The organism is Nonomuraea roseoviolacea subsp. carminata, assembly GCF_024172185.1.
GTDB lineage: Bacteria > Actinomycetota > Actinomycetes > Streptosporangiales > Streptosporangiaceae > Nonomuraea > Nonomuraea roseoviolacea.
Map to the genome: position 1 here is coordinate 1,494,399 of NZ_JAMZEC010000001.1, position 25,835 is coordinate 1,520,233.

Below are 25,835 nucleotides of genomic sequence, written 5' to 3' on the forward strand. Positions count from 1 at the left end.
CAAAGGACATATGCCCCATTCGGACGATCTCCTCTGGGACGCGGTCTCCGGACTCTCCCGTTTCGCGGCTCTGCTCACCATGGCGGAGCTGGGCGTGGCCGACCACCTGGCCGACGGGCCGGTCACGACGGAGGAACTGGCCGAGCGTTGCCAGGCCCACGCCCCCGCGCTGCGGCGGGTCCTGCGCGAGCTGACCAGCATGGGACTGCTCCGCCCGGCCGGGACGGACGGCCACGAGCTGACCGAGCGCGGATCGGCCCTCCGGTCGGACGCCCCGCACTCGCTGCGTTCCTCCATCCGCATGCTCGGCGAGGAGGGCTTCTGGTACGCCATGGGCAATCTCCCGGAGACGGTCCGCACCGGCAAGTCGGCGTTCGCCGCCCGGTTCGGCCACCTGTACGAGCACCTGGCCGCCCGTCCCGAGGCGAGCCGGCTGTTCGACGACTACATGCGGGCCAGAGCCGTCACGTTCACCGAGAACCTGGCCAAGCGGTACGACTTCCCGCAGACCGCCACCATGGTGGACGTCGCCGGAGGCAAGGGGCACATCCTCGCCACGGTCCTGCGCGCCAACCCGGACATGCGCGGCGTCCTCTTCGACCTCGACCACGTCACCGAGGGCGCCAGGGAGTACCTGACCGGCGAGGGCCTGGCGGATCGGTGCGACGTCGTGGCGGGGGACTTCTTCGCCGGGGTGCCGGCGGGCGCGGACGTGTACCTGCTGGCGAGCGTCCTGCACAACTGGGGCGACGACGACGCGGTCGGCATCCTGCGCAACGTCCGCCGCGCGATGGCGCCCTCCGGGCGCGTGCTGATCCTGGAGGTGGTCCTCCCCGACGGCACCGAGCCGCACCTCGGCAACGATCTCGACATGCGGATGCTGGCCATCTTCGACGGCGCGGTGGAACGCAGCAGCCAGGAGTACGCGGCGCTGTTCGGCCGGGCCGACCTGAAGCTCACCGACGTGATCGAGCTGGGCGCGGGCGCCTCCCTCATCGAGGCCGTCCCGAGCTGATCACGCTCGAACAGGTCGATCCGACGTGAGACAAAAGGGGGAGCGCCCACGGCGCTCCCCCTTTTCGTGTGTCACACCACCGGGAGGACACCGCACCATGCGGATCATGATCATCGGCGCCGGCATCGGCGGGCTGACCACGGCGCTGAGCCTGCACACGGCCGGGCTGGACTGCGTGGTCGTCGAGTCGGCCGCCGTCCTGCGCCCGCTGGGCGTGGGCATCAACCTCCAGTCGCACGCCACGCGTGAGCTGACCGAGCTCGGCCTCGCCGAGCGGCTCGCCGAGAAGGGCGTGGAGACCACGTTCATGACGTTCACCGACCGGTTCGGCGGCGAGATCCTGTCGATCCCGCGCGGTCGCTCGGCCGGATACCGGTGGCCGCAGTACTCCATCCACCGGGGCGAGCTGCAGATGATCCTGCGCGCCGCCGTCGAGGAGCGGATCGGCCCGGTCCGGCTCGGCACCCGCTTCGAGGGGTTCGAGCAGGACGGCGACGGGGTCGAGGTCGCCCTGCGCGACGTCGCCACCGGCGGGGCCACGCGCGAGCGGGTGGACGTGCTGGTCGGCGCCGACGGCGTGCAGTCGTCGGTCCGGGCGCTGCTGCACCCGGAGGGCGACCCGCTGCGGTGGGGCGGCATCCGCATGTGGCGGGGCATCGCGGACGGCGACCGGGTCAGGGACGGCGCGACCGTGTTCGTCGCCGGGACGAACCTGAGCGTGAAGTTCGTCGCCTACCACATCTCCCCCGCCGACCCCCGCATGGTCAACTGGGTGGCCGAGGTCAAGGTCGGGGACGGCGGCGAGGTCGGCGAGGCCGACTGGTCGCGGACGGGCCGCCTGGAGGACGTGGCTCCCTACTTCGCGGGCTGGAAGCACCCGGACGTCGACGTGACGGCCCTGCTCAGGGCGACCGGGCGGATCCTGGAGTACCCGATGGTGGACCGTGACCCGCTGGAGTGGTGGGGGCGGGGCCGGGTGACGCTGCTCGGCGACGCCGCGCACCCGATGTACCCGATCGGCTCGAACGGCGGGTCGCAGGCGGTGCTCGACGCCCGGGTGCTGGCCCGGTGCCTGGCCACGTCCGGCGACCCGGCCGAGGCGCTGGCGGTGTACGAGGCGGAGCGGCGCCCGCCGACGTCGGCGCTGGTGCTCGCCCATCGGGCGCTGCCGGTGGAGGAGACGATCAGCCTGGTGATGGAGCGCGCGCCGTACGGGTTCGCCGACATCGCCGACGTGCTGACGCCGGAGGAGCTGCGGGCCATGACGGCCGCACAGCGCGGGATCACCGACATGGACGTGAAGGCGCTCAACGAGCGCGAGTCCTGGAGCGTGGTGCGCTGACGTGCGACGGCCGTGTCAGCCGCTCCAGCCCGGCACGGCCATCCGCACCGTCAACGCGTGCTCCACCAGATTGATCAACGCACTCTTGACCGAATCCTTCGACCGCGCATCCAACCGCACCAACGGAATATGCGCCGCCAACGTCAACGCGTCCCGAACCTCCGCATCACTATGCGGATACGCACCATCCCACCCATTGATCCCCACAATGAACGGAAGCTGCGCCTCCTCGAAATAATCGATCGCCGGAAAACTATCCGCCAACCGCCGCGTATCGACCAGCACCACCGCACCGATCGCGCCCCGCACCAGATCATCCCACATGAACCAGAACCTGTGCTGACCCGGCGTCCCAAACAAATACAGGATCAAATCCCGATCCAACGACACCCGCCCGAAATCCATCGCCACCGTCGTGGTCGACTTCAACGGCGTCATCCCCAGATCATCGATCCCCACCGACGCGTCCGTCATCACCGCCTCGGTCGTCAACGGCATGATCTCCGACACCGCACCCACGAACGTCGTCTTACCGACACCGAACCCACCCGCCACGACGATCTTCGTCGACGTGAGACCCGGAGACGACACACCAGGACTAGAGCCTGCGAAGTCCACTGAGCACCCTTTCCAGCAGGTTGACATCCGGCCGACCCGCATCCAGCTGCGGCTGATGCACCCGCACCAACCCCTCCGCCGCCATATCCGCGATCAGCACCCGCACCACACCCAACGGAATCCGCAACAACGCCGACACCTCAGCCACCGACCGAACCTGCCGACACAACTGCGAAATCGCCTGATACTCCGGCGTGATATGCGAGAACTCCCTCGGCTCAGCCGTCGCCGACGACACCAACGCCTCCATCGCCAGCTTCACCCGCGGCGCCGTACGCCCACCCGTCACCGCGTACGGGCGCACCGGCGACCCCGGGTCGAAGGACGACGGCGGCCGCTGCGCGGGACCGCTGTTCCATCTGGGATCGGTCACCTCGATCACCTGGACTGACTTGCCCGCAGCTCCGCGCGCACCGCCGGAGTCAGCACCTGACCAGCACGATCGACCATCAGGGTCATCTGGTACGCCACCAGACCCATGTCGCAGTCGGGGGCCGCCAGCACCGCCATGCACGAGCCGTCGCTGATCGACATGATCAGCATCAGCCCCCGCTGCATCTCCACGATCGTCTGGTTGACCACGCCTCCTTCGAACACCCGCGCCGCGCCCTGCGTCAGGCTGACCAGACCGGAGGCGATGGCCGCGAGCTGGTCGGCCCGGTCGGGCGGGAATCCGGCGGACGCGGCGAGCGGCAGGCCGTCCGAGGAGACGACCACCGCGTGCGCCACTCCGGGCACGGTGCTGACGAAATCGGTGATCAGCCAGTCGACGCCACGTGCCGCGTGACTGAGGTCCTTCATGCGCCCTCCTCACTGCTGCCGGCGTCCCGGGGTCCCGCCGGGTACGCCTTGCCCTCGTTGATGTCCTCGCGGGCGGCCCGGAAGCCCTGTTGGAAGCTGGACAACCGGTTACGCACCCGGTCCGGCGAGACCGCCGGCATCGGCGTGACGCCCTTGGGCGGGGCCGCGCCGCCCGCCGAGCCGGGGACGAGGTTCGCCTTCGGCACCCGCTTGGGCAGACCGGACGCCGTCGCGCCGTCGCGCACCGGCTCCACCACGGCCTCCGCCGCGCTCCACCCCGCGTCGGCCTTCGACGAGCCCCAGCTCGCGCCGCCGGCGAACCACGCCGACTCCACGGCCGCGAAGATCGGCAGGTAGTCGTCCCCGGCGGAGGGCTGGCTGTCCACCCGCGGGATGGGGCCGGTGCTGGCCGCGTCGGTCTCCGGGAAGTCGGGGCGCGACGGCCGCGGGCGGCCCAGCGGCCGGTCGAAGGGCCGCTCGATCGGCGGGTCCGGAGCCCCCCAGGGATGGGGGTCGTCGAGCGGGGGCCGCCGGGGCAGGCCGTTGCCGTTCCAGCCGGAGTCCTGGGGCGGCAGCCACGAGTCGTTGGTGTCGAACCCGGCGCGCGGCTCCGACGGCCAGCCGCTGGGCTCGGACGGCCAGGACGGCATGGCCGGCCAGCCGTTGTGCCGGTCGGGCCCGGACGGGCCGGACAGACCAGGCGGGCCGGACAGACCTGACGGGCCGGACGGGAAGGACGGATGGCCGGGCCCCGGCTGGTAGCCGCCCGCGGTCCAGGTCGGCGTGGGAGCGGGCGACGGCGCGAGCCGCGGGCCGCTGAAGGAGTCCTCCTGCGCGGGGCCGGGCGGGTTCGCGTACGCGGGCGAGGGGTTGCCGAGCAGGGAGTCCGGGAGCAGCACCATGGCGGTCAGGCCGCCGGAGGCGTGCGGCCGGAGCTGGACGCGGATGCCGTGACGGTGGGCCAGCCGGGCGACCACGAACAGGCCCATGCGGCGGGAGGCCGACACGTCCACGGTGGGCGCGTCGGTCAGGCGCTCGTTGGCCTGGACCAGCTCGTCCTGCGTCATGCCGATGCCCGCGTCGGTGATGGACAGCATGACGCCGCCGCCGTCGATGCGGCTGCCCGACACCGTCACCCTGGTCTCGCGCGGCGAGAACGACAGGGCGTTCTCGACCAGCTCGGCCAGGAGGTGGATGACGTCGTTGACGGCCTGGCCGGCCACCGACACCCCGTCGGGGACCTGGAGGACCACCCGCTCGTAGTTCTCGACCTCCGAGAGGGAGGCCCGGGTCACGTCCACCAGCTTGACGGGCTGGCTCCAGCGGCGGGGCGGGTCCTGGCCGGCCAGCACCAGCAGGTTCTCGCTGTTGCGCCGCATACGGGTCGCCAGGTGGTCCAGCTTGAACAGGTTCGCCAGCCGGCTCTCGTCCTGCTCGCCCTGCTCCAGACCGTCGATCAACGTGATCTGCCGCTCCACCAGCGTCTGACTGCGCCGCGACAGGTTCACGAACATCGCGTTCACGTTGGAACGCAACCGCGACTCCTGGCCGGCCAGCCGCACCGCCTCGCGGTGGACCTCGTCGAAGGCCCGGGCGACCTCACCGATCTCGTCGTCGCCGACGACGCCGATCGGCTCCACGTCCGGCACGCCGGCCGTGTCCGAATCCCGCAGCCGCTGGACCGTTTCGGGCAGGCGGCGCCCGGCGATCAGCAGCGCCTCGCGGCGCAGCCGGCGCAGCGGGCTGCTGAGGGAACGTGCCATCAGCACGGTGACCAGCAGGACGAGCACCAGGAGCCCGGCGATCGCGATCGCGAAGACCATCGCGCCCTGCTGCTCGGAGACCTGGACGGTACGGCTGCGCAGCATGATCGAGTCGGCGACCCGCTGCTCGACCTGCCGCATGCCGTCGATGGTCTCGGTGACGGCGGTGAACCACGCCTGGCCGTCGCCGGTGAGGTCGAGGCCGGGGTCGGTGAGCGGCTGCCCGGCGTCCTGCAGGGCCAGCGCGCGGGCCTGGATCAGCTCGGCACGGTCCACGGCCTGGCCGCTGACCGTGTCGTCGTAGGCCTGGCGCAGCGCGAGCGGCACCTGCGCGCGGAAGGCGGCCAGCTCGCTGTTGCGCTGCGCGCGGGCGGCGATGAACGCGTCCAGCTCGTCCTGGCTGAAGTGGCCGACGGCCAGCGCCGAGACCAGCAGCGCCCGCTGCCGCGACACGTACTGCTTGGCTCGCGACAGGGCGGCGAACCCGGCGACGGTGTCGGTGAGCTCCTTGTCGACGGCGCCCTGGTCGATGGTGGCGTTGAGGCCGAGGAAGTCGGAGATGGACCGGTCGTACAGCTCGATGACGGAGGCGACGTTCAGCTTGGACTCCGTCGCGGTCCTGCGCGAGCTGGGCAGCTCGTCGAAGCGGTTCTTGACGCGCACGGCCTCGGCCCGCAGGGGGCTGTCGGAGGCGGCGAGGGCCGCGACGTCGGGACGCAGGTCGGCGACCAGCCGGTCCACGGTGGAGTACTGGGCGGTGACCGGGTTGCGGTCACCCTTGCGGTCCTGCGCCACGAAGGTGGCGGTGAGGTCGCGTTCCAGCTCGGTCTCGTGGGCGAGTCCGGTCAGCTTTCCGGCCAGGACGGCCGTCTGGTAGACGCGCTCGTACTCGGAGGCGCTGGTGACGGAGGAGACGACGCGCAGGCCGCCGAGCGCCAGCGCCGCGACGGTGGGGATGACGATCAGGACCAGGAGCTTCGTGCGCACGCGCCAGTTGCGCACGATGCCGCCCGGACCCCGGGCGTGCCCGGGGTGGGCCGCCGGCCCGGTCCTCGTATGGGATGACGGAAAGGACGCCTCGGCCGGTAACCCGGAATCGCCGTCAGCAGGGGGCAATGTAGTTCTCACTGGCCTCCGCAACCTCTCCTTGGATGGCCTTGGTGCAAGAGATCGAATCGTGCCCGTGCTCGTCCGTGTGCCGCCCCCGGCACCCGTGGTCCGAAAACCTCTTTATGTTCAGACAGATAATTCGGCCGCCGGTGTGGCCACACCGGCGAGTCGATCATCTGGCATATGTCTCCACGTCCCGACAGTAGCCACACGTCCTCGATGAACGCCAGCCATATCATCACCTATATCTGGACATACCTCCAGAAAAACAGTGTGATCGTTTTTTCGCCATATATATTGATAATTTCCAGAATCGGGGGACCATGCGCAAGGGTTGCCTGCGCTTTGGGGTGCGTCGAGCGTCGATCACCCCCGTTCAAAGGAGACGCGACATGAGGCTCGCTGCGGCAGGGCGCATCGCCCTGATCGGACTGGTGGCCACCCTTGCCCTGACGAGTTGCTCCAGCACGGACGCCACATCGGGAGGCGGGAGCAACGCCAACGGGCTGGAGAAGACCGACCTGCTCATCGGGCAGTACCCGGGAGCCGACTCCGCCCCGCTGTTCATCGCGATCGAGCGTGGCTTCTTCAAGGAGCAGGGGCTCAACGTGAAGACCGAGGCCATCCAGGCCCCGCAGGCCGTGCTGCCCAAGCTGTCCAACGGCAGCATGGACGTGGTCCTCGGCAGCTACGCCACCATCCTGACGATCCAGAGCGAGGGCCTGGAGAAGTTCAAGTACATCGCCGACTCCTACCAGGGGGCCGCCGGCGCCTTCGGGATCATGGTGCGGCGCGACTCCCCCATCAAGAAGGTCGCCGACCTCAAGGGCAAGAAGATCGGGGTCAACGCCCTCAAGGGCCTCGGCGTCCTGACCATGAACCCCCACCTCAAGATCGCCGGCCTGGACCCGACCCCCGGCAAGGACATCCAGTACGTCGAGGTGCCCACCACCAACTGGCTGACGGCGCTGCAGAAGGGCGACGTGGACGCGGTCTGGATGACCGACCCCTACGTCAGCGAGGCCAAGAACAAGCTGGGCGCGACCATGCTCGTCGACACCATGTCCGGCCCCACGGAGAGCCTGCCGATCACCGGCTGGGCCGCCACCGAGAAGTGGGTCGCGGCCAACCCCAAGACCATGGGCGCCTTCCAGCGCGCGATGGCCAAGGCCCAGAACATCGCCGCCACCGACCGCAGCGCCGTGACCAAGATCCTGCCGACCTTCACCAAGATCCCCGCCGCCACGGCCGCCACCATCAACCTCGGCAACTACCCGACCACGCTCAGCGCCCAGCGCATCCAGCGCGTCGCCGACCTCATGGTCGAGTACGGCTTCATCAAGAGCAAGATCGACGTCGCTCCGATGATCGTCACCTCGCAGGGATGACGATCACGGCCACCCTGGCGGGGAGGGGGCGCATCTCCCCCTCCCGCGCCCGGCTCGCGAAGTACCTCCGCCACGCCACCGGTGTGGCGGTCTTCATCCTCGCCTGGGAGCTGGCCGGCCGCACCGGCCTGATCTCCTGGCTGCCCGCCGCCTCGACCTCGCTGGCCCGGGTGGCGCAGCTCGCCGCCGACCCCGCGTTCCTCGCCGACCTCGCCTCCACGCTCACCGCCGCGGCGGTGGGCCTGCCGCTGGCCGTGCTCGTCGCCGTCCCCGTCGGCCTGCTGCTCGGCACCGTCCCCGTGGTGGAGGAGATGACCCGCGCGATCGTCGAGTTCCTGCGGCCGATCCCGTCGGTCGCGCTGATCCCGCTCGCCATGTTCTTCTTCCAGCCCGAGATCAACGCCAAGGTCGCGCTCATCGTCTACGCCGCGTCCTGGCCCATCCTCATCAACACTTTGTACGGCGTGCGCGACGTCGATCCCGTGGCCACCGAGACGCTGCGCTCGTTCGGCTTCGGCCCCGGCGCGGTCATCTGGCGGGTCAGCCTGCCGAGCGCGGCGCCGTTCATCTTCACCGGCGTCCGCCTGGCCGCCTCGATCACGCTCATCCTGGCCATCAGCGTCGAGTACGTCGTGGGCGGCGCCGGCGGCATCGGCGCCTTCCTCATCCAGGCGAGCACCGGCATCGGCGCCGACGCGATGGTCGACGTGATCGCGACCCTCGTGTGGGCCGGGCTGGTCGGGCTCGTCGTCAACACGCTGCTCCTGCGCGCCGAGCGGCGGCTCTTCCGGTGGCGGCACGCATGATCGCGACACTCGTCCGGCGGCTCTGGCTGGCGCCCGTGCTCCTGGCATGCTGGGAGCTGCTGGCGCGGGCCCAGGCCAGCCCGTACCTGCCCGCGCCGACCCGGATCGCCTCCTGGATGTACGAGCGGTGGTTCTCCGGGCCGTACGTCCTGACCGAGGAGGCGGTGGACAACTTCGTGCCGAGCCTCGTGCGCGTCGTCGGGTCCTGGAGCGTCGCCGTGGTCGCCGGGGTCGCGCTCGGCGTGGCGATCGGCCGGATGGCCTGGCTGTCCGACTACGTGGACCCGCTCGTCGAGTTCGGCCGGGCCGTGCCGCCGCCCGCGATGCTGCCCGTGTTCCTGGTGCTGTTCACCATGGGCACCCAGGTACAGGTGGCGACCATCGTGTTCGGCGTCGTCTGGCCGATCCTGCTCAACTCCATCGACGGGGCGCGCAACGTGGACCCGCTGCAACTGGAGACGGCCGCGGTGTTCGGCGTGCCGGCCCGGCTGCGGCTGCTGCGCATCATCCTGCCCTCGGCATCGCCGAAGATCTTCGCGGGCCTGCGGCTGAGCGTGTCGCTGGCGCTCATCCTCATGGTCATCTCCGAGCTGAAGGGCAGCACCGACGGCATCGGCTACCTGCTGAGCACGGCGAGCAACAACGCCGACATGCCCGGGCTGTGGGCCGGCGTGGTGGTGCTCGGCGTCCTCGGCTACGCCCTCAACTCCCTGTTCCTCATGGCGGAGCGCCGCGTGCTGACCTGGCACCGGGGAGCCCGCCGTACCGCGTAGGAGGCGGATGTGACGGACCTGCTGCTGAAGAACGTGCGGGTCGTGACGCATGACCGGAACGAGCCCGTCATGGCCGACATCGCCGTGACCGGCGGGCGCGTGGACCGCGTCGCCCCGGGACTGCCCGCGGAGGGCGTCCCCGAGGTGATCGAGGGGGCGGGACGACTCGCGTTCCCCGGCGTGGTGGACGCCCACCAGCACTGGGGGATCTACAACCCGCTGGCCGAGGACGCCGGCTCCGAGAGCCGCGCCTCCGCGCAGGGCGGGGTCACGACCGCGCTCACCTACATGCGCACCGGCATGTACTACCTCAACCGGGGCGGCGCCTACGCCGACTTCTTCCCCGAGGTGCTGGCGCGGGCCGAGGACCGGGCCTACGTGGACTACGGCTTCCACCTGGCGCCGATGTCCAGCGGCCACATCGGCGAGCTGCCCGACCTGGTCGAGCGGTTCGGCGTGCCGTCGTTCAAGATCTTCATGTTCTACGGCGGGCACGGGCTGCACGGCCGCTCGGCCGACCAGAGCGCCTTCCTCATGCTGCCCGAGGGCGAGCGCTACGACTACGCGCACTTCGAGTTCGTCATGCGCGGCGTGCAGGCGGCCCGGGAGCGCTTCCCCGAGCTGGCCAGTGAGATCTCGCTGTCGCTGCACTGCGAGACCGCCGAGATCATGACGGCGTACACGCGGCTGGTGGAGGAGGCCGGCGACCTGAGCGGCCTGGCCGCCTACAGCGCCTCGCGCCCGCCCCACTCCGAGGGGCTGGCCGTGTTCATCGCCTCCTACCTGGCGCACGAGACCGGCCTCGGCAACGTCAATCTGCTCCACCTGTCCTCGCGCAAGGCCCTCGACGCGGCCGTGCGGATGCAGCGGACGTTCCCCCACATCGACTTCCGCCGCGAGGTGACGATCGGGCACCTGCTGGCCGACATCGAGACGGCCAGCGGCATCGGCGCCAAGGTCAACCCGCCGATCAGGTCCCGCGAGGACGTCGAGGCGCTGTGGGGGTACGTGCTCGACGGCACGGTCGACTGGGTCGTCAGCGACCACGCCTGCTGCCGGGAGGAGCTGAAGTTCGGCGCCCCGGCCGAGGACGTGTTCCTGGCCAAGGCCGGTTTCGGCGGCGCCGAGTACCTGCTGCCCGGCCTCATCACCGAGGGCCGCCGCCGGGGCCTGTCGTGGGGCCGCATCGCCGCGCTCACCTCGTGGAACCCGGCCCGCAGGTACGGCCTGCGCACCAAGGGCACCATCGCCCCGGGCTTCGACGCCGACATCTGCCTGGTGGACCCGGACGCCACCTGGACCGTGCGGGCGGCGGACTCGGAGTCGGCCCAGGAGTACACGCCGTTCGAGGGGTTCGAGCTGAGCGCGAAGGTCACCGACACGTTCGTGCGGGGCCACCACGTGCTCGACACCGGCAAGATCGTCGGCCGGCCGGTGGGCCGTTACCTGCGCCGGCCGGTGGGCTGAGCCGGGAGCGCCCCGGAATGACCGTCTTCATGTCCAACCAACCCTGACTTCGGTACAGTCAGCCTGTTATCTCCCCATCTCCGGATACGCCTGTCCTAGGACGTCACTTGCTCGAGATAGACAACCTCACGCACGTTTACGGTCCCGGCAGCCCCAACGAGCACCGCGCGATCGACGGGCTCAAGCTCAGCGTCGCCGAGGGCGAGCTCCTGTGCATCGTGGGCCCCTCCGGATGCGGCAAGTCCACGCTGCTCCGCTCGATCGCCGGACTGATCACCCCCACGGGCGGCGAGATCCGGGTCGAGGGCAAGCTGGTGCGCCAGACGCCCGACAACCTGGCCGTGGTCTTCCAGGACTACAGCCGCTCCCTGTTCCCCTGGATGTCGGTGGCCGACAACGTCGCGCTGCCGCTGCGCCGCAGGGACATGGACAAGCGCGCCCGGCGGGAGGCCGCCCAGGAGGCGCTGGAGTCGGTGGGCCTGCTCGGCGCCGCCGAGAAGTACCCCTTCCAGCTCTCCGGCGGCATGCAGCAGCGGGTCGCGATCGCCCGCGCCCTGGCCTACCGGCCCACGCTCATGCTCATGGACGAGCCGTTCGGGTCGGTGGACGCGCAGACCCGCGAGGACCTGGAGGACCTCGTCCTCAAGGTGCGCGGCCACCACCGCATGACGATCGTGCTCATCACCCACGACATCGACGAGAGCGTCTACGTCGGCGACCGCGTCGTGGTGCTGTCCAAGGCGCCCTCGCACGTGGTGGGCGACCTGCGGGTGGACCTGCCCGGCCCGCGCGACCAGATCACCACCCGCGAGCACCCCGACTTCGTGCGCCTGCGGGCCGAGGTCGGCCGCCTGGTGCGCGGGGTGGACGTCGCGACCCCCGCCTGACCCGCTCCCGGGACGACGGGACCCGCGCCCGACCCGCGCCCGGACCCGCTCCTGACACGACGAACGCCGCCGGACGAAGGTCCGGCGGCGTTCGCCGTAGGGGCGGGTCCTCCGCGCCGGGGATCAGGCGGGCAGGTGGCTGTGCCGCGTCAGCGCGTGCTCCACGAGCGTGATCAGCGTGCTCTTCACCGACTCGCGGACGCGGGCGTCCAGCCGGACGATCGGGATGTGCGATCCCAGCGACAGCGCCTCGCGGATCTCGTCGTCGTGGTGGTTGAACTGCCCGTCCCAGCCGTTGATGCCGATGACGAACGGCAGCTTCGCCTCCTCGAAGTAGTCGATGGCGGGGAAGCTGTCGGCCAGGCGCCGCGTGTCCGCGAGCACCACGGCCCCGATCGCGCCGCGCACCAGGTCGTCCCACATGAACCAGAACCGGTGCTGTCCGGGCGTGCCGAACAGGTAGAGGATCAGGTCCCGGTCCAGCGAGACGCGGCCGAAGTCCATGGCGACGGTCGTGGTGGTCTTGTTCGGGGTGAGCGAGACGTCGTCGACCCCGGCCGACGCGTCCGTCATCACCGCCTCCGTGGTGAGCGGGAGGATCTCCGAGACCGCACCCACGAACGTCGTCTTGCCCACGCCGAACCCGCCGGCCACGACGATCTTCGTCGAGGTCAGCCCGGCGCTAGAGCCTGCGAAGTCCACTGAGCACCCTTTCGAGCAAGTTGAGGTCCGGCTTTCCCGCGTCCAGCGCAGGCTGGTGCACGCGGATCAGGCCTTCGGACGCCATGTCGGCGATCAGCACTCGGACCACGCCCAGAGGCTGGCGTAAGAGGGCCGAGATCTCAGCAACCGACCTGACGTTCCGGGTCAGTTGAATGATCGCCTGATACTCCGGACTCAGCAGAGATATGTCTTGGTATTCCGACGTCACGGAGGACACCAGCGCCTCCATGGCGAACTTCATCCGCGGCGCCGTGCGCCCCCCGGTCACGGCATAGGGCCGTACCAGGGAGCTCGACTTCTGCGGACGTGGAGCCGCCGGATGCGGCGGAGTGCTATCACCAGCCCAACCCTGACCTGACACCATCTTCTCCTGTCACCGCCCGCTAACGGGGGCGGGCCGCCTGCAGCTCGGCGCGTACGGCAGGCGTGAGCACCTGACCCGCGCGCTCGACGAGCAGCGTCATCTGGTAGGCCACCAGGCCCATGTCACAATCGGGCGCGGCCAGCACAGCCAAACAGGAGCCGTCACTGATCGACATGATCATCAGCAGGCCGCGCTGCATCTCGATGACGGTCTGGGTGACCATGCCGCCCTCGAAGACCCGCGCCGCGCCCTGCGTCAGGCTGATGACACCCGAGGCGACCGCGGCGAGCTGGTCCGCCCGGTCCTTCGGGAAACCCTCGGAGAACGCCAGTGGCAGACCGTCCGACGAGACCACGACGGTGTGCGCGACACCCGGCACGTTGTTGACGAAGTCAGTGATCAGCCAACTGATGCCACGCGCTCCCTGGCTCAGTTCTCTCATTTCTCCTCCTCCTCGTTCCCTTCTCCGCGGGTGAACGCGCGGCCTTGCCGTACGCCCTGTTGGAAGCTGGAGAGCCGGCTCCGCAACCTGTCGGGAGAGATCTGTGGCGCGGGCGACTGCGCCTGGGGCTCGGCCAGGCTCGCCGTGCCGGGCACCAGGTTGGCCTTCGGCACGCGGCGGGGCAGGCCCGAGGACGTCGTGCCGCCCTGCGCGGGCTGGGCCGCGGCCTGGGCGGCCTGGAAGCCGCTGTCGGCGGGCGACGACCACGCGGCGCCGGCGCCCGACTCGCCGGGACGGCGGCGCGGCAGGCCGGAGGGGCTCAGGCTCTCCTGCTGCACGTCCGGCGCGCCCCGCCTGGGCAGCGGCGGGGCCGACGGCGGGCCGTCGAGGCGCACCGCGGGCTGCACGGCCGTCTCCGACTCCTCGGGCTCCGGCTCACGCGGGCGGAGCACCTCGGGGTCGGGCTTGCGGAACCAGTCGGAGCCCACCGACGAGAAGATGGGCAGGAACTCCTCGCTCGGCGGCTCCATCGCCGAGCTGCGGACCACCGGCAGCGGGCCGGTCATGTCCTGCGAGGAGTACTCTCCCGGGCCGAACGGGTCGAAGCCCTGCTGCCCGTTGGGCGCGAAGGAGTCGGCCGGCTTGACCGTCTCGGCGAAGGACGGCCAGCGGTACTCGTCGCCGAACGGCGAGCCGCCGTCGTCGCCGAAGGCCGACCTGGACGGCTCGTCACCGAAGGAGGACCTGGACGGCTCATCGCCGAACGAGGACCTCGACGGCTCGTCAGCGAAAGCCGACCGGGACGGGTCGTCGCCGAAGGACGGCCGCGGCGGCTCGTCACCGAACGGCGGGCGGGACGGGTCGTCGCCGTACGGGCGGGCCGGCTCGGCGGGGGTGAACAGCGAGGCGGCCGGCTGCTCGCCGAACGACGGCCAGCGCGTCTCCGGCTCCTCGCGCATCGGCGGCGGCTCCGTCGCGAACGACGGCCAGCGCGGCTCGTCCTGCGGCGCGCCCGGCGGGGGCGGCTCGGTGGCGAACGACGGCCAGTTGGGCACGTCCTGGGCGGGCGCCGGGTCGGCGAAGGAACCCCAGCGCTCCTCCTGCGCGGGCGCCGGGTCCGCGAACGAGCCCCAGCGGTCCTCCTGCGCGGCGGCGGGCTGCTCGTCGCCGAAGCCCGGCCAGCGCGGCTCGTCCTGCCGCGGCTGGTCCTCGGCGAAGGAGGGCCAGTTGCCGGCGCCGGGGGCGGGCAGCGAGCCGGGCCACTCGGTGTCGACCGGCGCGTCGGAGCGGGGGTCGGCCAGGGCGGGCGGCGAGGCGTAGGCGCCGCTGCCGTTGGAGGCCGCGGCGTCGAAGGACGGCTCGGCGAACATGCTCGGGTCGAAGTCGGTGAACGCCTCGTACTGGCCGCGCTGCTGCGGCACGCCGCCCGTGCCCGGGGCGCCCACGATGAGCGTGTTGGGCAGCATGACCAGGGCGCTCAGACCGCCGGTCTCGCGCATGCGGAGCTGGACGCCGACGCCGTGGCGCAGGGCCAGGCGGCCGACCACGAACAGGCCCATGCGGCGGGAGACGGCGACGTCCACCACCGGCGGGTTGGCCAGGCGCCAGTTGGCCTCGGCCAGCTCCTCGGCCGACATGCCGATGCCCAGGTCGTTGATCGTCACGAGCACGCCGCCGTCGGCGGGCGAGCTGGTGACCTGCACCTTGCTCTCGCGCGGGGAGAAGGAGATGGCGTTCTCGATCAGCTCGGCGAGCAGGTGGACGGCGTCGGTGACGGCCGGTCCGGCGATCTGCACGCCCGAGGGGATCTGGATCTGGACCCGCTCGTAGTTCTCGACCTCGGACAGCGAGGCGCGGGCGACGTCGACCAGCGGCACCGGCTCGCTCCACTTGCGGGCGGCCTCCTGGCCGGCGAGGACCAGGAGGTTCTCGCTGTTGCGCCGCATGCGGGTGGCCAGGTGGTCGAGCCGGAACAGGTTGGCGAGCCGGTTCTCGTCCTCTTCACCCTGCTCCAGGCCCTCGATGAGCTGGAGCTGCCGCTCGACCAGCGTCTGGCTGCGGCGGGAGAGGTTGACGAACATGGCGTTGACGTTGGCGCGCAGCTTGGCCTCGTCGCCGGCCAGCCGGATCGCCTCGCGGTGGACCTCGTCGAAGGCCCGGGCCACTTCCCCGATCTCGTCGCGGGTGTTGACGCCGATCGAGGGCACCTCGGGCAGCGCGGCGCCATCACCGGACTCGCGCAGCACGCGGACGGTCTCGGGCAGCCGCGTGGTGGCGACCTGGAGCGCCTCGGCGCGCAGGCGGCGCAGCGGGCGCACCAGCGAACCGGCCACGCGGGTGGTGAAGACCAGGACGAGGAGCAGCAGCACGAGGATCATCGCGCCGGAGACGATGGCGCTGCGCTGCTCGGTGTCGCTCAGCTCCCGGGTCTCGGTCACGATCCGGGTCATCAGGCTGTCCTCGACCTTGCGCAGGGCGCTGACCTGGAGCGAGGTGCTCTCGTGCCAGAGGTTGAGCTCGCGGCGCGGGGTGGCGGTGATGTCGAGGTCGCGGATGGTCTTGTACTCGCGCAGCTGGGCCAGGGCGCGCTGGCGCATGGCGTCGGCGCGGTCGATCTGCAGGCCGCGCATGTTCCTGCGGTACGCCTTGAGGTCGTCCTGGCCGGCCTCTTCCTGGAAGGTGGCGAGCTCCTGCTGCTGGCGGTTCCAGGAGCCGAGGAAGTCGGACAGGTCGTCGTAGTCGAGCTTGCGCTCCACGAGGGCGACGACGAGGATGCCCTGCTGGCGGGAGATCTCCTCCATCACCCTTCGCAGGGCGCCGAGGGCGACGACGTCCTCGCCGATGGCGTCGTCGTCGCTGCCGCCGGCCAGCTCGTCCTGCAGCTTGCCCATGACATCGATCATGGAGCTGAAGGTGCGCAGGGCGGCTCGGGGCGGGGCGCTGCCGCTCTGGGCGATCGACTGGCGCAGGCCGTCGAGGCCGGTGAGCCAGCGGCGGATCTCCTCCGCCTCCTCCAGGGTGCGCGGCGAGTGGCCGGCGTCGAGCGCCGACACGGCCGACAGGACGCGCTTGCGCACCGAGTTGACCGCGTCGCGCTGGGTGTTGAGCTGGGCCCGGCGGGCGGAGCGGCGGCCCTCGGCGATGTACCACGCCGTGAGCGTCCGCTCCTTGCCGAGCTCGTCGGTCATCGCGCCGACGGACTGCACCAGCTCGGCGATCTGGGTGAGCCGGCGGTACTCGGCGCTGGTGGCGATCGAGTTGGCCAGCTGGACGCCGGCGAGGAGCACGCCGACGACGGTCGGGATGAGGATCAGCGCGACCAGCCTGGTGCGCACGCGCCAGTTCCCCAGCCGGAACCGGCCGCCTGTGTACTCCTCCGGCCTGGTGTGCCTGGGGTTATCGGTCCTCACTGACTCTCGCAACCTCTCGCCGTACGTGCTCGAAAAATCTGACACGCTTGGGGCGCATGGGATTTGTGCGGGCTGGGTAATTGGAACACAACCCGTACCAGATCAGCCAACCGGACATATCCCACCAAATGCGACCAGACGTGCCGTTTCGGTCGCATATCACCGCGCGTCTTCTTCAGGCGTCTCTTCAGGCGGGCCGGAACGAGTCCCGCTCCGCCGGAGCCGCGTGCTTGACCATCAGGTGACGGGTCACCGCGTATTCCTGCACCGCCTCCTGGCTCATGTCCTTGCCGAACCCGCTGCCCTTGACCCCGCCGTGCGGGGCCTCGCTGGCGATGGGCAGGTGGTCGTTCACCCACGTCACACCCACGTCGAGACGGTGCGAGACCCGCATCGCCCGGGCGACGTCGCGCGACCAGACCGAGGAGGCCAGGCCGTAGCGGGTGTCGTTGGCGAGCCGGACCGCCTCGTCCTCGCCGTCGAAGGGCAGGACCACGAGAACAGGACCGAAAAGTTCCCCTTGAACGATATCGCTGTTCTGAGCCACCCCGGTCACCAGCGTGGGCGGGTAGTAGAACCCGGGACCCTCGGCGGGGGCGCCGCCCTGGAGCACCTTGCCGGCCGCACGCTGCACGAACCCGTGCACGCGATCACGGTGCGCGGCCGAGATCAGCGGCCCGATGTCGGTGGCCGGGTCCCAGGGGTCCCCGGTCACGATTTCGGCAAGAGTCGCCCGGATCGCCTCGACCGCCTCGTCGTGGACCCGCCGGTCGACGTACACGCGGGTGGCCGCCGTGCAGTCCTGGCCCGAGTTGTACGTCGCGCCCATCGCCACGCCGGCGGCCATGGCGCCGAGGTCGGCGTCGTCGAACACCAGCGCCGGCGCCTTGCCGCCGAGCTCCAGGTGGACCCGCTTCAGCGTCCGGGCCGCGCCGGTCATGACGGCCCGGCCGGTCTCGGTGGAGCCCGTGACGCTCACCATGTCCACGCCCGGGTCGGTGACCAGCGCCTCCCCCACCTCGGCGTCGCCCGTGACGACCTGCACCAGGCCGCGGGGGGCGCCCGCCTCGGCGAACAGCTCGGCCAGGCGCAGCGTGGTGCGCGGCGTCTGCGGGGCCGGCTTGATCACCACGGCGTTGCCCGCCGCGATGGCCGGCCCGAGCTTCCAGATCGCCATGACCAGCGGGAAGTTCCACGGGGCGATCGAACCGACCACCCCGACGGGCCGGCGGACCATGATCGAGGTGTAGCCGCGGCTGAACACCCCGGCGCCCGTGCCCTCCAGCGAGCGCGCCGCGCCCGCGAAGAAGCGCAGGTTGTCCACGGCGAACGGCAGCTCGCCGTCGCGCACGACGGCGGCCGGCTTGCCGGTGTCCTCCACCTCCAGCCGGGTCAGCTCGTCGGTGTCGGCCTCGACCAGGTCGGCCACGCGCAGCAGCAGCCGCGCGCGCTCGCCCGGGGTCGCCTCCGCCCATTCGGCGAAGGCGGCGCGGGCGGTGGCCACGGCCGCCGCCACGTTCTCGACGGGAGTGTCCGGGACGCGGTCCGTCAGGTCGCCGGTCGCCGGGTTGATCAGTTCACGCATGGTTCTCGCTCCTGGCCGGCTCTCGCCGGCCCGGTCGTCGTTTGCCGGCCCGGCTATTCCTGGCCGAGCCGCTCGATGAGGTCGGCCGCCTTGCGCAGGCCGTCGCGGCGGCGGATCTCCTCGCCGGCCGCCGCCAGCCGGGCGCGCAGCCCGGTGTCGCCGAGCAGCCGCTCGACGGCGCCCGTCAGCTCCTCGTCCGTGAAGCCGTAGGTGGACAGCCGGACGCCGTAGCCGAGCTCGTGGACGCGCTGGGCGTTGTCGTACTGGTCCCAGAACAGCGGCAGCAGGATCATCGGCTTGCCGAAGTGCGCGGCCTCGGTGGTGGTGTTGTTGCCGCCGTGGGTGATGATCAGGTCGCAGAGCGGGATGATCTTCGTCTGCGGCAGGAACTCGGCGCCCCACATGTTGTCGGCGAGCTTGATCTCCTCGTGCAGCGGGCCCTTGGAGACGATGTACTGGTGCGGGGTGGTGGCCAGCACGTCGATCACCCGCTGCATCAGCTCCACGTCGGACGAGCCGAGCGAGCCGAGCGAGAAGTAGACCAGCGCGCCCTCGCCCCGCTGGAAGGGCAGCTCGAACGGCTCGTCGGTCTCGCGGACCGACGAGTCGAGGCGGTGCCACGTCGGGTCGAGCGGACGCTCGGCCGTGTAGTCGAGGATCTCCGGGTAGACGTAGAGGTTCAGGTCGCCCCGGTGGATGAAGTCGAGGTCGGGCAGCGGCTCGGTGCCCTGCTCGACGCACCACTCGTTGAAGGCGGTCCACAGCTCGCGGTGGGTGCGCTCGTACTCGGCGCGGAAGGCGTCCCACTCGCCGCGGTCATCGGCGGGCAGGCCGGAGAAGACCGGCGCGACGTTCTCGCCGCGCACCTCCAGCGGGTTGCAGGAGACGATGCGGACGAACTTGCGGCCCGCGGTGAGCAGCGCGGGGAACGTGATGACGTTGTCCTCGACGATGACGTCCGGCTGGACCCGCTCGATGATCGCCTTGAGCTGCGGCTCGCAGTACTTCACGCCGTCGATGAGCGACTCCCAGATCGGCTTGGTGACCGTCTCCAGCTGCTCCAGCGTGCTCTTGCGGTACTCGGGCGCGGTCTCGCGGATGAAGTCCTTCCAGAACTGGCCCGGGTCCTGCTCCTCCTCGGCCGGCGGCGCGAGGTCGACCAGGTCCTCCTCGAAGCCGAGGGCCTCCAGCTTGCCCTTCCAGGACGCCTCGGCGGCGAAGACGACGCGGTGACCGCGACGACGGAGGATGTCGCCGATGCCGATGGAGTTGTTGGTCGGCCCGTAGGCGCTTTCTGGCATGAACAGGATCGTGAGAGACATCACGCTACTCCGGAGGGGGCGAACTAGTTGAACGTGAATTCAAATACTCATCTAGCGTAAAGGTCAACTTCAAGGCACTATGGTCACGGCTTCCTGAATGGGAGCCGAACAGCTCGGGGGAACGAGGTGGTGAGCATGGCCCAGCGCAAGAGCCGCACCGACCGGCGCATCGACCTGATCGAGGCGGCGCGCCGCGCCATCATCCGCCACGGCATCGACGGGGTGCAGCTCTCCCATGTCGCCGAGGAGGCGGGCCTGACCTCGGGGGCGGTGCTCTACCACTACCCCGACCTCAGCGAGCTGCTGGTCGAGGCCCAGCACGCCGGCATGGAGCGCTTCTACGAGCAGCGGCTGCGGCAGCTCGCCACCGTGACCGACCCGGTCAGCAAGCTCGTCATGACGATCCGCTCCGGGCTGCCCACCGGGCCGCTCGACCCCGACGTGCGGCTGCTCAACGAGCTCGGCGGCGCCGCCGGCCGCAACCGCGTCTACGGGGTGCTGCTCACCTCGCTGTACGACCGCCAGGTGTCGATGTACCAGTCGATCCTCGACACGGGCTCGGCGCTCGGCGTGTTCCGGCTCAGCGGCGACTCGCTGTCGCTGGCCCGCAACCTGGTGGCGCTGGAGGACGCCTACGGCTACCGCATCACGGCCCGGCACCCGGTGATCGGGCCCGACGAGGCGGCCGAGCTGATCCTGTCCTACGCGCGCACGGCGACGGGCAACGACCTCGTCGCCTGAGGCGCGCGGGCTCGGCGAGGAGCTGCCGTCGCCCGCCCACACGGGCGGGCGGTTCCGGGCTGTGCCGCTCCCGACTGCGCCGGTCATGACTGGGCCGGTGATGACTGCGCCGGTCATGACGGGACGGGGATGACGACGGCGTCGTCGGCGTCCCAGGTCAGGCGCACCTTGGCGCCCGGCCGTACGGCGCTCGCGCCCTGCACGGCCACCAGCACCGGTCTGGCGTGGCCCGGCACGTCCACCGACAGGTGGGAGACGCCACCGTAGAAGCTGACGTCCAGCACGGCGCCCTCCAGCCCCTCCGCGCCGTCCTCGGTCTCCTCGGGGATCTCGGCCAGCGTGATCTTCTCCGGCCGCACGCACAGCAGCGCGCCGGCGCCCTCCTCCAGCCCGTCCAGCGGGGTCCCGGCCAGCTCGCCCAGGTCGCCCGCGTCCAGCCCGGCCGCGCGGGCCTTGCCCTCGAAGGTGTTGTTGGCGCCGACGAAGCCCGCGACGAACGGGGTGCGCGGACGCTCGTAGAGGGCGACCGGCTCGTCCACCTGGCGGACGCTGCCGCTGTCGAAGACCGCGATCCGGTCGGCCAGCGACATGGCCTCCTCCTGGTCGTGCGTGACGACCACGAAGGTGATGCCGACCTCGTTCTGCAGCCGCTTGAGCTCCAGCTGCATGTCGGCGCGGACCTTCTTGTCCAGCGCCGACAGCGGCTCGTCGAGCAGCAGCAGGCGGGGCCGCTTGACGATGGAGCGCGCCAGCGCCACGCGCTGGCGCTGGCCGCCGGACAGCTGCGCGGGCCGGCGGTCGCCGTGCGCCGACAGGCCCACGGTCTCCAGCACCTCGCCGACGCGCCGCCGGATCTCCTCCCGGGGCAGCTTCTCGCGCTCCAGCCCGTACGCGACGTTCTTGGCCACGGTCATGTGCGGGAACAGCGCGTACGACTGGAACATGAGGCTGATCGGCCGGCGGTTCGGCGGCAGCGCGAGCAGGTCGTCGCCGTCGAGTGTCACCGTGCCGGAGTCGGGCGTCTCGAACCCCGCGATGATGCGCAGCAGCGTCGTCTTGCCGCAGCCGGACGGGCCGAGCAGCGCGAAGAACTCGCCCTGCCCGATCTCCAGGGAGACCCCGTCGAGCGCGGTGACCTGGCCGAACCTGCGGGTGATGCCGTCAATCTTGAGCACGTGCTTCGCCGATCTTGGTCATGCGCTGGCCCGCGATCACCGCGGTGAAGCTCACCAGCAGGAGGATCGCGCCGAGCGCGTTGATCTCGGGGGTCACCCCGAACCGGATCATCGAGTAGATGACGATCGGCAGCGTCTGCTGGAGGTTGCCGATCGTGAAGAAGGCGATCACGAACTCGTCGAGCGACAGCGTGAACGCCAGCATGGCGCCCGCCAGGATGCCGGGGGCGAGCTGCGGGAGCGTGACCTTCAGGAAGGTGGTGACCGGTCCCGCGCCGAGGTCGCGCGAGGCCTCCTCCAGCGAGGTGTCGGTGTTCGCCAGCCGGGTGCGGACCACGGCCGCCACGAACGCCATCGCGAACACGCCGTGCGCGAGGACGACCGAGTAGAGGCCCAGCGTGAGTTGAATCAGACCGTAGAACAGCAGCAGGCCGATCGCGAGCACGAGATCGGGCAGCACCGCCGGCATCAGCGCGATCGCGTCGAGCGCGCGCGAGCGGGTGTGGCGGGCCAGCCCGACGGCCAGCAGGGTGCCGAGCACCGTGGCGATCACGGTCGAGCCCGCCGCCACGATCAGCGTGTTCAGCAGCCCGTCGAGGACCCGCTGGTCGTGGGCCAGCACCCCGTACCACTTCAGGCTGAAGCCCTCGTAGGTGTAGGCCGACTTGCCGGAGTTGAAGGACATCGCGACGACCACGGCGATCGGCGCGTACAGGAAGACGATCGTCACCCAGAACGGGACGTGCAGCAGCCTCGACCTACGCACGGCGGGCCACCCATGCCTGCGCGAGGAGCAGCACGACCAGCACGGCGACCAGCGCGAGCGCCAGCGCGGAGCCGAACGGCCAGTCCCGGGCCTGGAGGAACTCCGTGCGGATCAGGTTGCCCACCATGACCGACTTGCCGCCGCCCAGCATCTCCGGGATGACGAAGTTGCCGAAGCTCGGCACGAACACGAACAGGCAGCCGGTCAGCACCCCGGGGACGGTCAGCGGCAGCGTGACCTTGCGGAAGGTGGTGAACCCGGACGCGCCGAGGTTCGCCGACGCCTCGCGCAGCTGCGGGTCGAGCTTCTCGATGGCCGCGTAGAGCGGCAGCACCATCAGCGGCAGGTACGAGTAGACCAGCCCGACCACGATGGCGCCCTTGTTGTAGAGCAGCTCGAACGGGCCGAGGCCGAGGCTCTTCAGCGCCGAGTTGATCAATCCGGGCCCGTTGAGCAGGATGATCCAGGCGTACATGCGGATGATGAAGTTGGTCCAGAACGGGAGCACGATCGCGACGAGCGCGACCGTCTTCCACGTCCGGGGCAGCCGGGCGATCAGGTACGCCGTGGGATAGCCGAGCGCGAGCGCGATCACCGTGGTCAGCGCCGCGATCTGCAGCGACTCGCCCAGCACCCGCAGGTAGAGCGGGTCCATCAGGCGGGAGAAGTTCTCGGTGGTGTACTCGTAGACGACCCCGCCGAAGCGGCCGCGCTGGAAGAAGACGTAGCTCAGCACCAGCGCCAGCGGCACCAGCAGCAGCACGACGAGATAGGCGAGGCCGGGGGACAGGAAGACGAACGCGCCCAGCCGGCGCCGCACCCTCAGGGCGGTCGCCGGCCGGGTCCTAGCCGGGGACATCACCGCGTCACTGGGCCCTGACTTCGGTCGACAGGCGCGTGAACTTGGTCGACGCCTGCCCCAGGTCGATGATCGACTCGCCGTTGAGCAGCTCGGCGGGCTTGATGCCGAGCAGCGAGCCCTTGGGCGGGTTCACCTTGTCCATGGCGGCCTTGTTGGGGACCTTGTAGTTGATGTTCTCGGCCGCCCAGCTGTGGATCTCCGGGTCGAGGACGTAGTTGATGAAGGCGTGCGCGGCCTCCTTGTTCTTGGAGGACTTCATGATCACCATGGTGTCCACCCAGAGGTCGCTGCCCTCCTTCGGCACGACGAACTTGATGTTCTGCTTCTCGCTGGTCGTCGGGCACCAGCCGTCCCACGCCTCGACCATGACGGCCTCGCCGCTCGTCAGCTTGTCGCCGAAGGTGGTGTCGTCGTAGCCGAGCAGGTGCGGCTTGGCCTTGACCAGCAGCTCCTTGGCCTTGGCGATCTCGTCGTCCTTGTCGGTGTTGACCGAGTAGCCGAGCGCCTTGAGGGCGGGCAGGGCCAGCCAGCGCTCGGTGGTCATCATGGTGACCTTCTTGTCGGCCCAGGACGGCGGGTTGAGGATGTCGTTCCAGCTCGTCGGCGCCGCCTTCACCAGGTCACTGCGGTAGCAGATGCCGGTGGTGCCCCAGGTGTAGGGGACGGAGTACTTGTTGCCCTTGTCGTAGGAGAGCTGGGTGGCCTCGGGGTAGAGGTTCGACAGGTTGGGGATCAGCTCGGGGTGGATCGGCTCCAGCAGGCCCTGCTCGTTGAGCGCCTGGGCGTACTGGCCCGACACGAACGCCACGTCGATGCCGCTGTCACCGCCGGCGGTGAGCTTGGTCATCGCCTCCTCGTTGGTGGCGTGCAAGGTGATCTTCATGTCCTTCACCTTGAGCTTCGCCTTGACCTTCTCGGGCAGCTCCTTCGGCGTGTACCCGTCCCACACCGTGACGCTGATCGACTGCTTGGTCAGGTCCGCGTTGGGGTTGAGCTGGTCGGCCTCGGCTTTGGCGGCCGAATTCGCGCCGCTGCTCGACGACTCACCACCGCACGCCGCCACGGCGAGCGCGAGGCCGGCCACGGCTACCACGGCCGGAAGACGACGGGTGAACCGGAATCGGGACAAGGCCGCTACTCCTTCTGATGACAAGGGACGAGGGGTCGCGCGACCAACGGACACGGCAGACCAGAGCAGGAGTGTTGCAGCAGAAATCAACATGAGCAAGACTTTTGCGGACATTGCCACCTGGAAGTTTGGTCATGCTGTTGAATCCCGATTCAATATGGGACCGGTTGATCTCCGTCGGTGAGAATCCCCTCACACAGCGGGACCGCGGCCTCACAGCTGCGCTCGTCGCGTCGTTGGCGGACGACGTGCCCGCACCCTTCGCCGTGCGCCGGCTCGGCCCGCTGCCCAGCCTCTCGCACGGCGAAGCCGCCGCCGACACCGGGGTGCCGGCTGAACGCGACTTCGGAGAGCACGTCGATCAGACAAACTATTCGGTGGTGGTGAGTGATCGGGTCGTCGTCAAGTGGCTGACACCCCCGGCGCCGCTGCCGCATCCGGCCCCTGACGTCCTCGCGCACCTGGCCGCGAGCGGTTTCGAGGAGATCGCCCCGCCGTACGCCGCCCTGACATTGCGCGAAAAGTCGGGCGCCGGGGACGCCGCGGGTGCCGCCGGTGAGCGGGAGGTGCTGCTGGCCCTCGTGACCGGCTACCTGCCGGAGGCGCGCGACGGGTGGGAGTGGTGCGTGGACGAGGCCGAGGCCGGGCGCACGTCGTTCGCGCGGGACCTCGGCCGCCTGACCGCCGACCTGCACATCGCCCTGTCCACCTTCCGCCCGCCCGCCCCAACGGATCTCACCGGTACGGGCGAGCCGGGTGGGTACGGGACGCGGGCCGAGCAGGCGCTGCGGGAGGCGCTGGCGCTGACCGACGGGGAGGACGGCGCGTGGCTGGCGGCCCGGGAGGCCGCCCTGCGCCAGGAGCTGGAGCCCCTGCATCGGCCCCTCGGGCCCGCGCCGCTCATCCGGATCCACGGCGACCTGCACGTGGGCCAGATCCTCCGGTGGCGCGACGGCTACGCCGTGATCGACTTCGACGGCAACCCGACCGTGACCGGCGCCGAGGCGTACCAGCCGGCCGCCCGGGACGTCGCCCAGCTCGCCACGAGCCTCGAACACGTCGCCCAGGTGGCCGTCAGGAGACGCGGCACGCCGCCCGGGCACGCCGCCCGCTGGGCCCGCGAGACCCGCGCGGCCATGCTGTCCGCCTACCGCCGCCGCCTGGCTGGACGCGGGCGGCCCGAGCTGCTGGACGAGGCGCTGCTGCGGCCGTTCGAGGTCGAGCAGGAGTGCCGCGAGCTCGTGTACGCCGCCCGCCACCTGCCCCGCTGGCGCTACGCCCCCATGGGCGTCCTGCGCACCTGGTACCCCTGACCCCCCGCTTCCTTGACATGACACCGCCGCGCG

At 70.7% G+C, this 25,835-nt stretch carries 23 protein-coding genes; 9 read left to right on the plus strand and 14 right to left on the minus strand.

Features of this window, described 5'->3' with window-relative positions; all coding sequences use genetic code 11:
* Positions 1–10: 10 nt before the first annotated feature.
* A complete protein-coding gene (locus tag HD595_RS06820) occupies positions 11–1,015 on the plus strand; it encodes an acetylserotonin O-methyltransferase (RefSeq protein WP_253766681.1) in 1,005 nt (334 codons plus the stop codon).
* A 97-nt stretch (positions 1,016–1,112) separates the two neighbouring features.
* Positions 1,113–2,357, plus strand: coding sequence for a flavin-dependent oxidoreductase (locus tag HD595_RS06825; RefSeq protein WP_253766683.1), 1,245 nt, complete (start codon positions 1,113–1,115; stop codon positions 2,355–2,357).
* 15 nt (positions 2,358–2,372) lie between these two features.
* Here HD595_RS06825 and HD595_RS06830 read toward each other — a convergent pair whose 3' ends face one another.
* Genes HD595_RS06830 through HD595_RS06845 form a run of 4 tightly spaced genes read right to left on the minus strand, consistent with a single transcriptional unit; the run spans position 2,373 to position 6,541 of the window.
* Positions 2,373–2,912, minus strand: coding sequence for a GTP-binding protein (locus HD595_RS06830; protein WP_420540695.1), 540 nt, complete (start codon positions 2,910–2,912; stop codon positions 2,373–2,375).
* Between the two features lie 43 nt (positions 2,913–2,955).
* Positions 2,956–3,354, minus strand: coding sequence for a DUF742 domain-containing protein (locus tag HD595_RS06835; protein ID WP_425566474.1), 399 nt, complete (start codon positions 3,352–3,354; stop codon positions 2,956–2,958).
* A complete protein-coding gene (locus HD595_RS06840; RefSeq protein ID WP_253766671.1) occupies positions 3,354–3,776 on the minus strand; it encodes a roadblock/LC7 domain-containing protein in 423 nt (140 codons plus the stop codon). The genes HD595_RS06835 and HD595_RS06840 overlap by 1 nt, the downstream gene beginning before the upstream one ends.
* The gene (locus HD595_RS06845) at positions 3,773–6,541 is read right to left on the minus strand and encodes a sensor histidine kinase (RefSeq protein WP_253766685.1); all 2,769 of its coding nucleotides are present in this window, start codon (positions 6,539–6,541) and stop codon (positions 3,773–3,775) included. The genes HD595_RS06840 and HD595_RS06845 overlap by 4 nt, the downstream gene beginning before the upstream one ends.
* A 500-nt stretch (positions 6,542–7,041) precedes the next feature.
* On the opposite strand from HD595_RS06845, the gene HD595_RS06850 reads away from it, so the two are divergent.
* The 5 genes from HD595_RS06850 (at position 7,042) to HD595_RS06870 (ending at position 11,970) form a co-directional block, all read left to right on the plus strand.
* Positions 7,042–8,037, plus strand: coding sequence for an ABC transporter substrate-binding protein (locus HD595_RS06850; protein WP_253766688.1), 996 nt, complete (start codon positions 7,042–7,044; stop codon positions 8,035–8,037).
* Entirely contained in the window at positions 8,034–8,843 is an 810-nt protein-coding gene (locus tag HD595_RS06855; RefSeq protein WP_253766690.1) for an ABC transporter permease, read from the plus strand. The genes HD595_RS06850 and HD595_RS06855 overlap by 4 nt, the downstream gene beginning before the upstream one ends.
* Complete coding sequence (locus tag HD595_RS06860) at positions 8,840–9,616, plus strand: ABC transporter permease (RefSeq protein WP_253766693.1); 777 nt, start codon at positions 8,840–8,842, stop codon at positions 9,614–9,616. Before HD595_RS06855 ends, HD595_RS06860 begins: the two co-directional genes overlap by 4 nt.
* A gap of 9 nt (positions 9,617–9,625) precedes the next feature.
* Positions 9,626–11,083 (plus strand): dihydroorotase, encoded by a 1,458-nt coding sequence (locus HD595_RS06865; protein WP_253766695.1) that lies wholly within the window; start codon positions 9,626–9,628, stop codon positions 11,081–11,083.
* A gap of 107 nt (positions 11,084–11,190) precedes the next feature.
* Entirely contained in the window at positions 11,191–11,970 is a 780-nt protein-coding gene (locus HD595_RS06870; RefSeq protein ID WP_253766697.1) for an ABC transporter ATP-binding protein, read from the plus strand.
* Between the two features lie 123 nt (positions 11,971–12,093).
* Here HD595_RS06870 and HD595_RS06875 read toward each other — a convergent pair whose 3' ends face one another.
* The 6 genes from HD595_RS06875 to HD595_RS06900 form a co-directional block, all read right to left on the minus strand.
* Complete coding sequence (locus tag HD595_RS06875) at positions 12,094–12,645, minus strand: GTP-binding protein (RefSeq protein ID WP_253781082.1); 552 nt, start codon at positions 12,643–12,645, stop codon at positions 12,094–12,096.
* A 7-nt stretch (positions 12,646–12,652) separates the two neighbouring features.
* Entirely contained in the window at positions 12,653–13,057 is a 405-nt protein-coding gene (locus HD595_RS06880) for a DUF742 domain-containing protein (RefSeq protein WP_235996047.1), read from the minus strand.
* A gap of 19 nt (positions 13,058–13,076) precedes the next feature.
* Entirely contained in the window at positions 13,077–13,499 is a 423-nt protein-coding gene (locus tag HD595_RS06885) for a roadblock/LC7 domain-containing protein (protein ID WP_055507217.1), read from the minus strand.
* Positions 13,496–16,834: a sensor histidine kinase gene (locus HD595_RS06890; protein WP_253766699.1), complete on the minus strand. Its 3,339-nt coding sequence runs from the start codon at positions 16,832–16,834 to the stop codon at positions 13,496–13,498. Before HD595_RS06890 ends, HD595_RS06885 begins: the two co-directional genes overlap by 4 nt.
* Before the next feature lie 262 nt (positions 16,835–17,096).
* The gene (locus tag HD595_RS06895; protein WP_308211359.1) at positions 17,097–18,551 is read right to left on the minus strand and encodes an aminobutyraldehyde dehydrogenase; all 1,455 of its coding nucleotides are present in this window, start codon (positions 18,549–18,551) and stop codon (positions 17,097–17,099) included.
* Positions 18,548–19,816 (minus strand): glycosyltransferase, encoded by a 1,269-nt coding sequence (locus tag HD595_RS06900; RefSeq protein WP_253766703.1) that lies wholly within the window; start codon positions 19,814–19,816, stop codon positions 18,548–18,550. The genes HD595_RS06895 and HD595_RS06900 overlap by 4 nt, the downstream gene beginning before the upstream one ends.
* Positions 19,817–19,951: 135 nt before the next feature.
* Here HD595_RS06900 and HD595_RS06905 point away from each other — a divergent pair, with 135 nt between their 5' ends.
* Positions 19,952–20,557, plus strand: a complete 606-nt coding sequence (locus HD595_RS06905; RefSeq protein ID WP_253766705.1) for a TetR/AcrR family transcriptional regulator — start codon at positions 19,952–19,954, stop codon at positions 20,555–20,557.
* Between the two features lie 113 nt (positions 20,558–20,670).
* Here the strand turns inward: HD595_RS06905 and HD595_RS06910 are convergent, their stop codons facing one another.
* Genes HD595_RS06910 through HD595_RS06925 form a run of 4 tightly spaced genes read right to left on the minus strand, consistent with a single transcriptional unit; the run spans position 20,671 to position 24,489 of the window.
* Positions 20,671–21,732: an ABC transporter ATP-binding protein gene (locus HD595_RS06910; protein ID WP_253766707.1), complete on the minus strand. Its 1,062-nt coding sequence runs from the start codon at positions 21,730–21,732 to the stop codon at positions 20,671–20,673.
* Positions 21,719–22,498, minus strand: a complete 780-nt coding sequence (locus HD595_RS06915) for an ABC transporter permease (RefSeq protein WP_253766709.1) — start codon at positions 22,496–22,498, stop codon at positions 21,719–21,721. Before HD595_RS06915 ends, HD595_RS06910 begins: the two co-directional genes overlap by 14 nt.
* On the minus strand, positions 22,491–23,357 hold the full coding sequence (locus HD595_RS06920; RefSeq protein ID WP_253766711.1) for an ABC transporter permease: 867 nt from the start codon (positions 23,355–23,357) through the stop codon (positions 22,491–22,493). The genes HD595_RS06915 and HD595_RS06920 overlap by 8 nt, the downstream gene beginning before the upstream one ends.
* A 7-nt stretch (positions 23,358–23,364) precedes the next feature.
* Positions 23,365–24,489 (minus strand): polyamine ABC transporter substrate-binding protein, encoded by a 1,125-nt coding sequence (locus HD595_RS06925; RefSeq protein ID WP_253766713.1) that lies wholly within the window; start codon positions 24,487–24,489, stop codon positions 23,365–23,367.
* Positions 24,490–24,737: 248 nt separating this feature from the next.
* Here HD595_RS06925 and HD595_RS06930 point away from each other — a divergent pair, with 248 nt between their 5' ends.
* The gene (locus HD595_RS06930) at positions 24,738–25,802 is read left to right on the plus strand and encodes a hypothetical protein (RefSeq protein WP_253766715.1); all 1,065 of its coding nucleotides are present in this window, start codon (positions 24,738–24,740) and stop codon (positions 25,800–25,802) included.
* Positions 25,803–25,835: the final 33 nt, after the last annotated feature.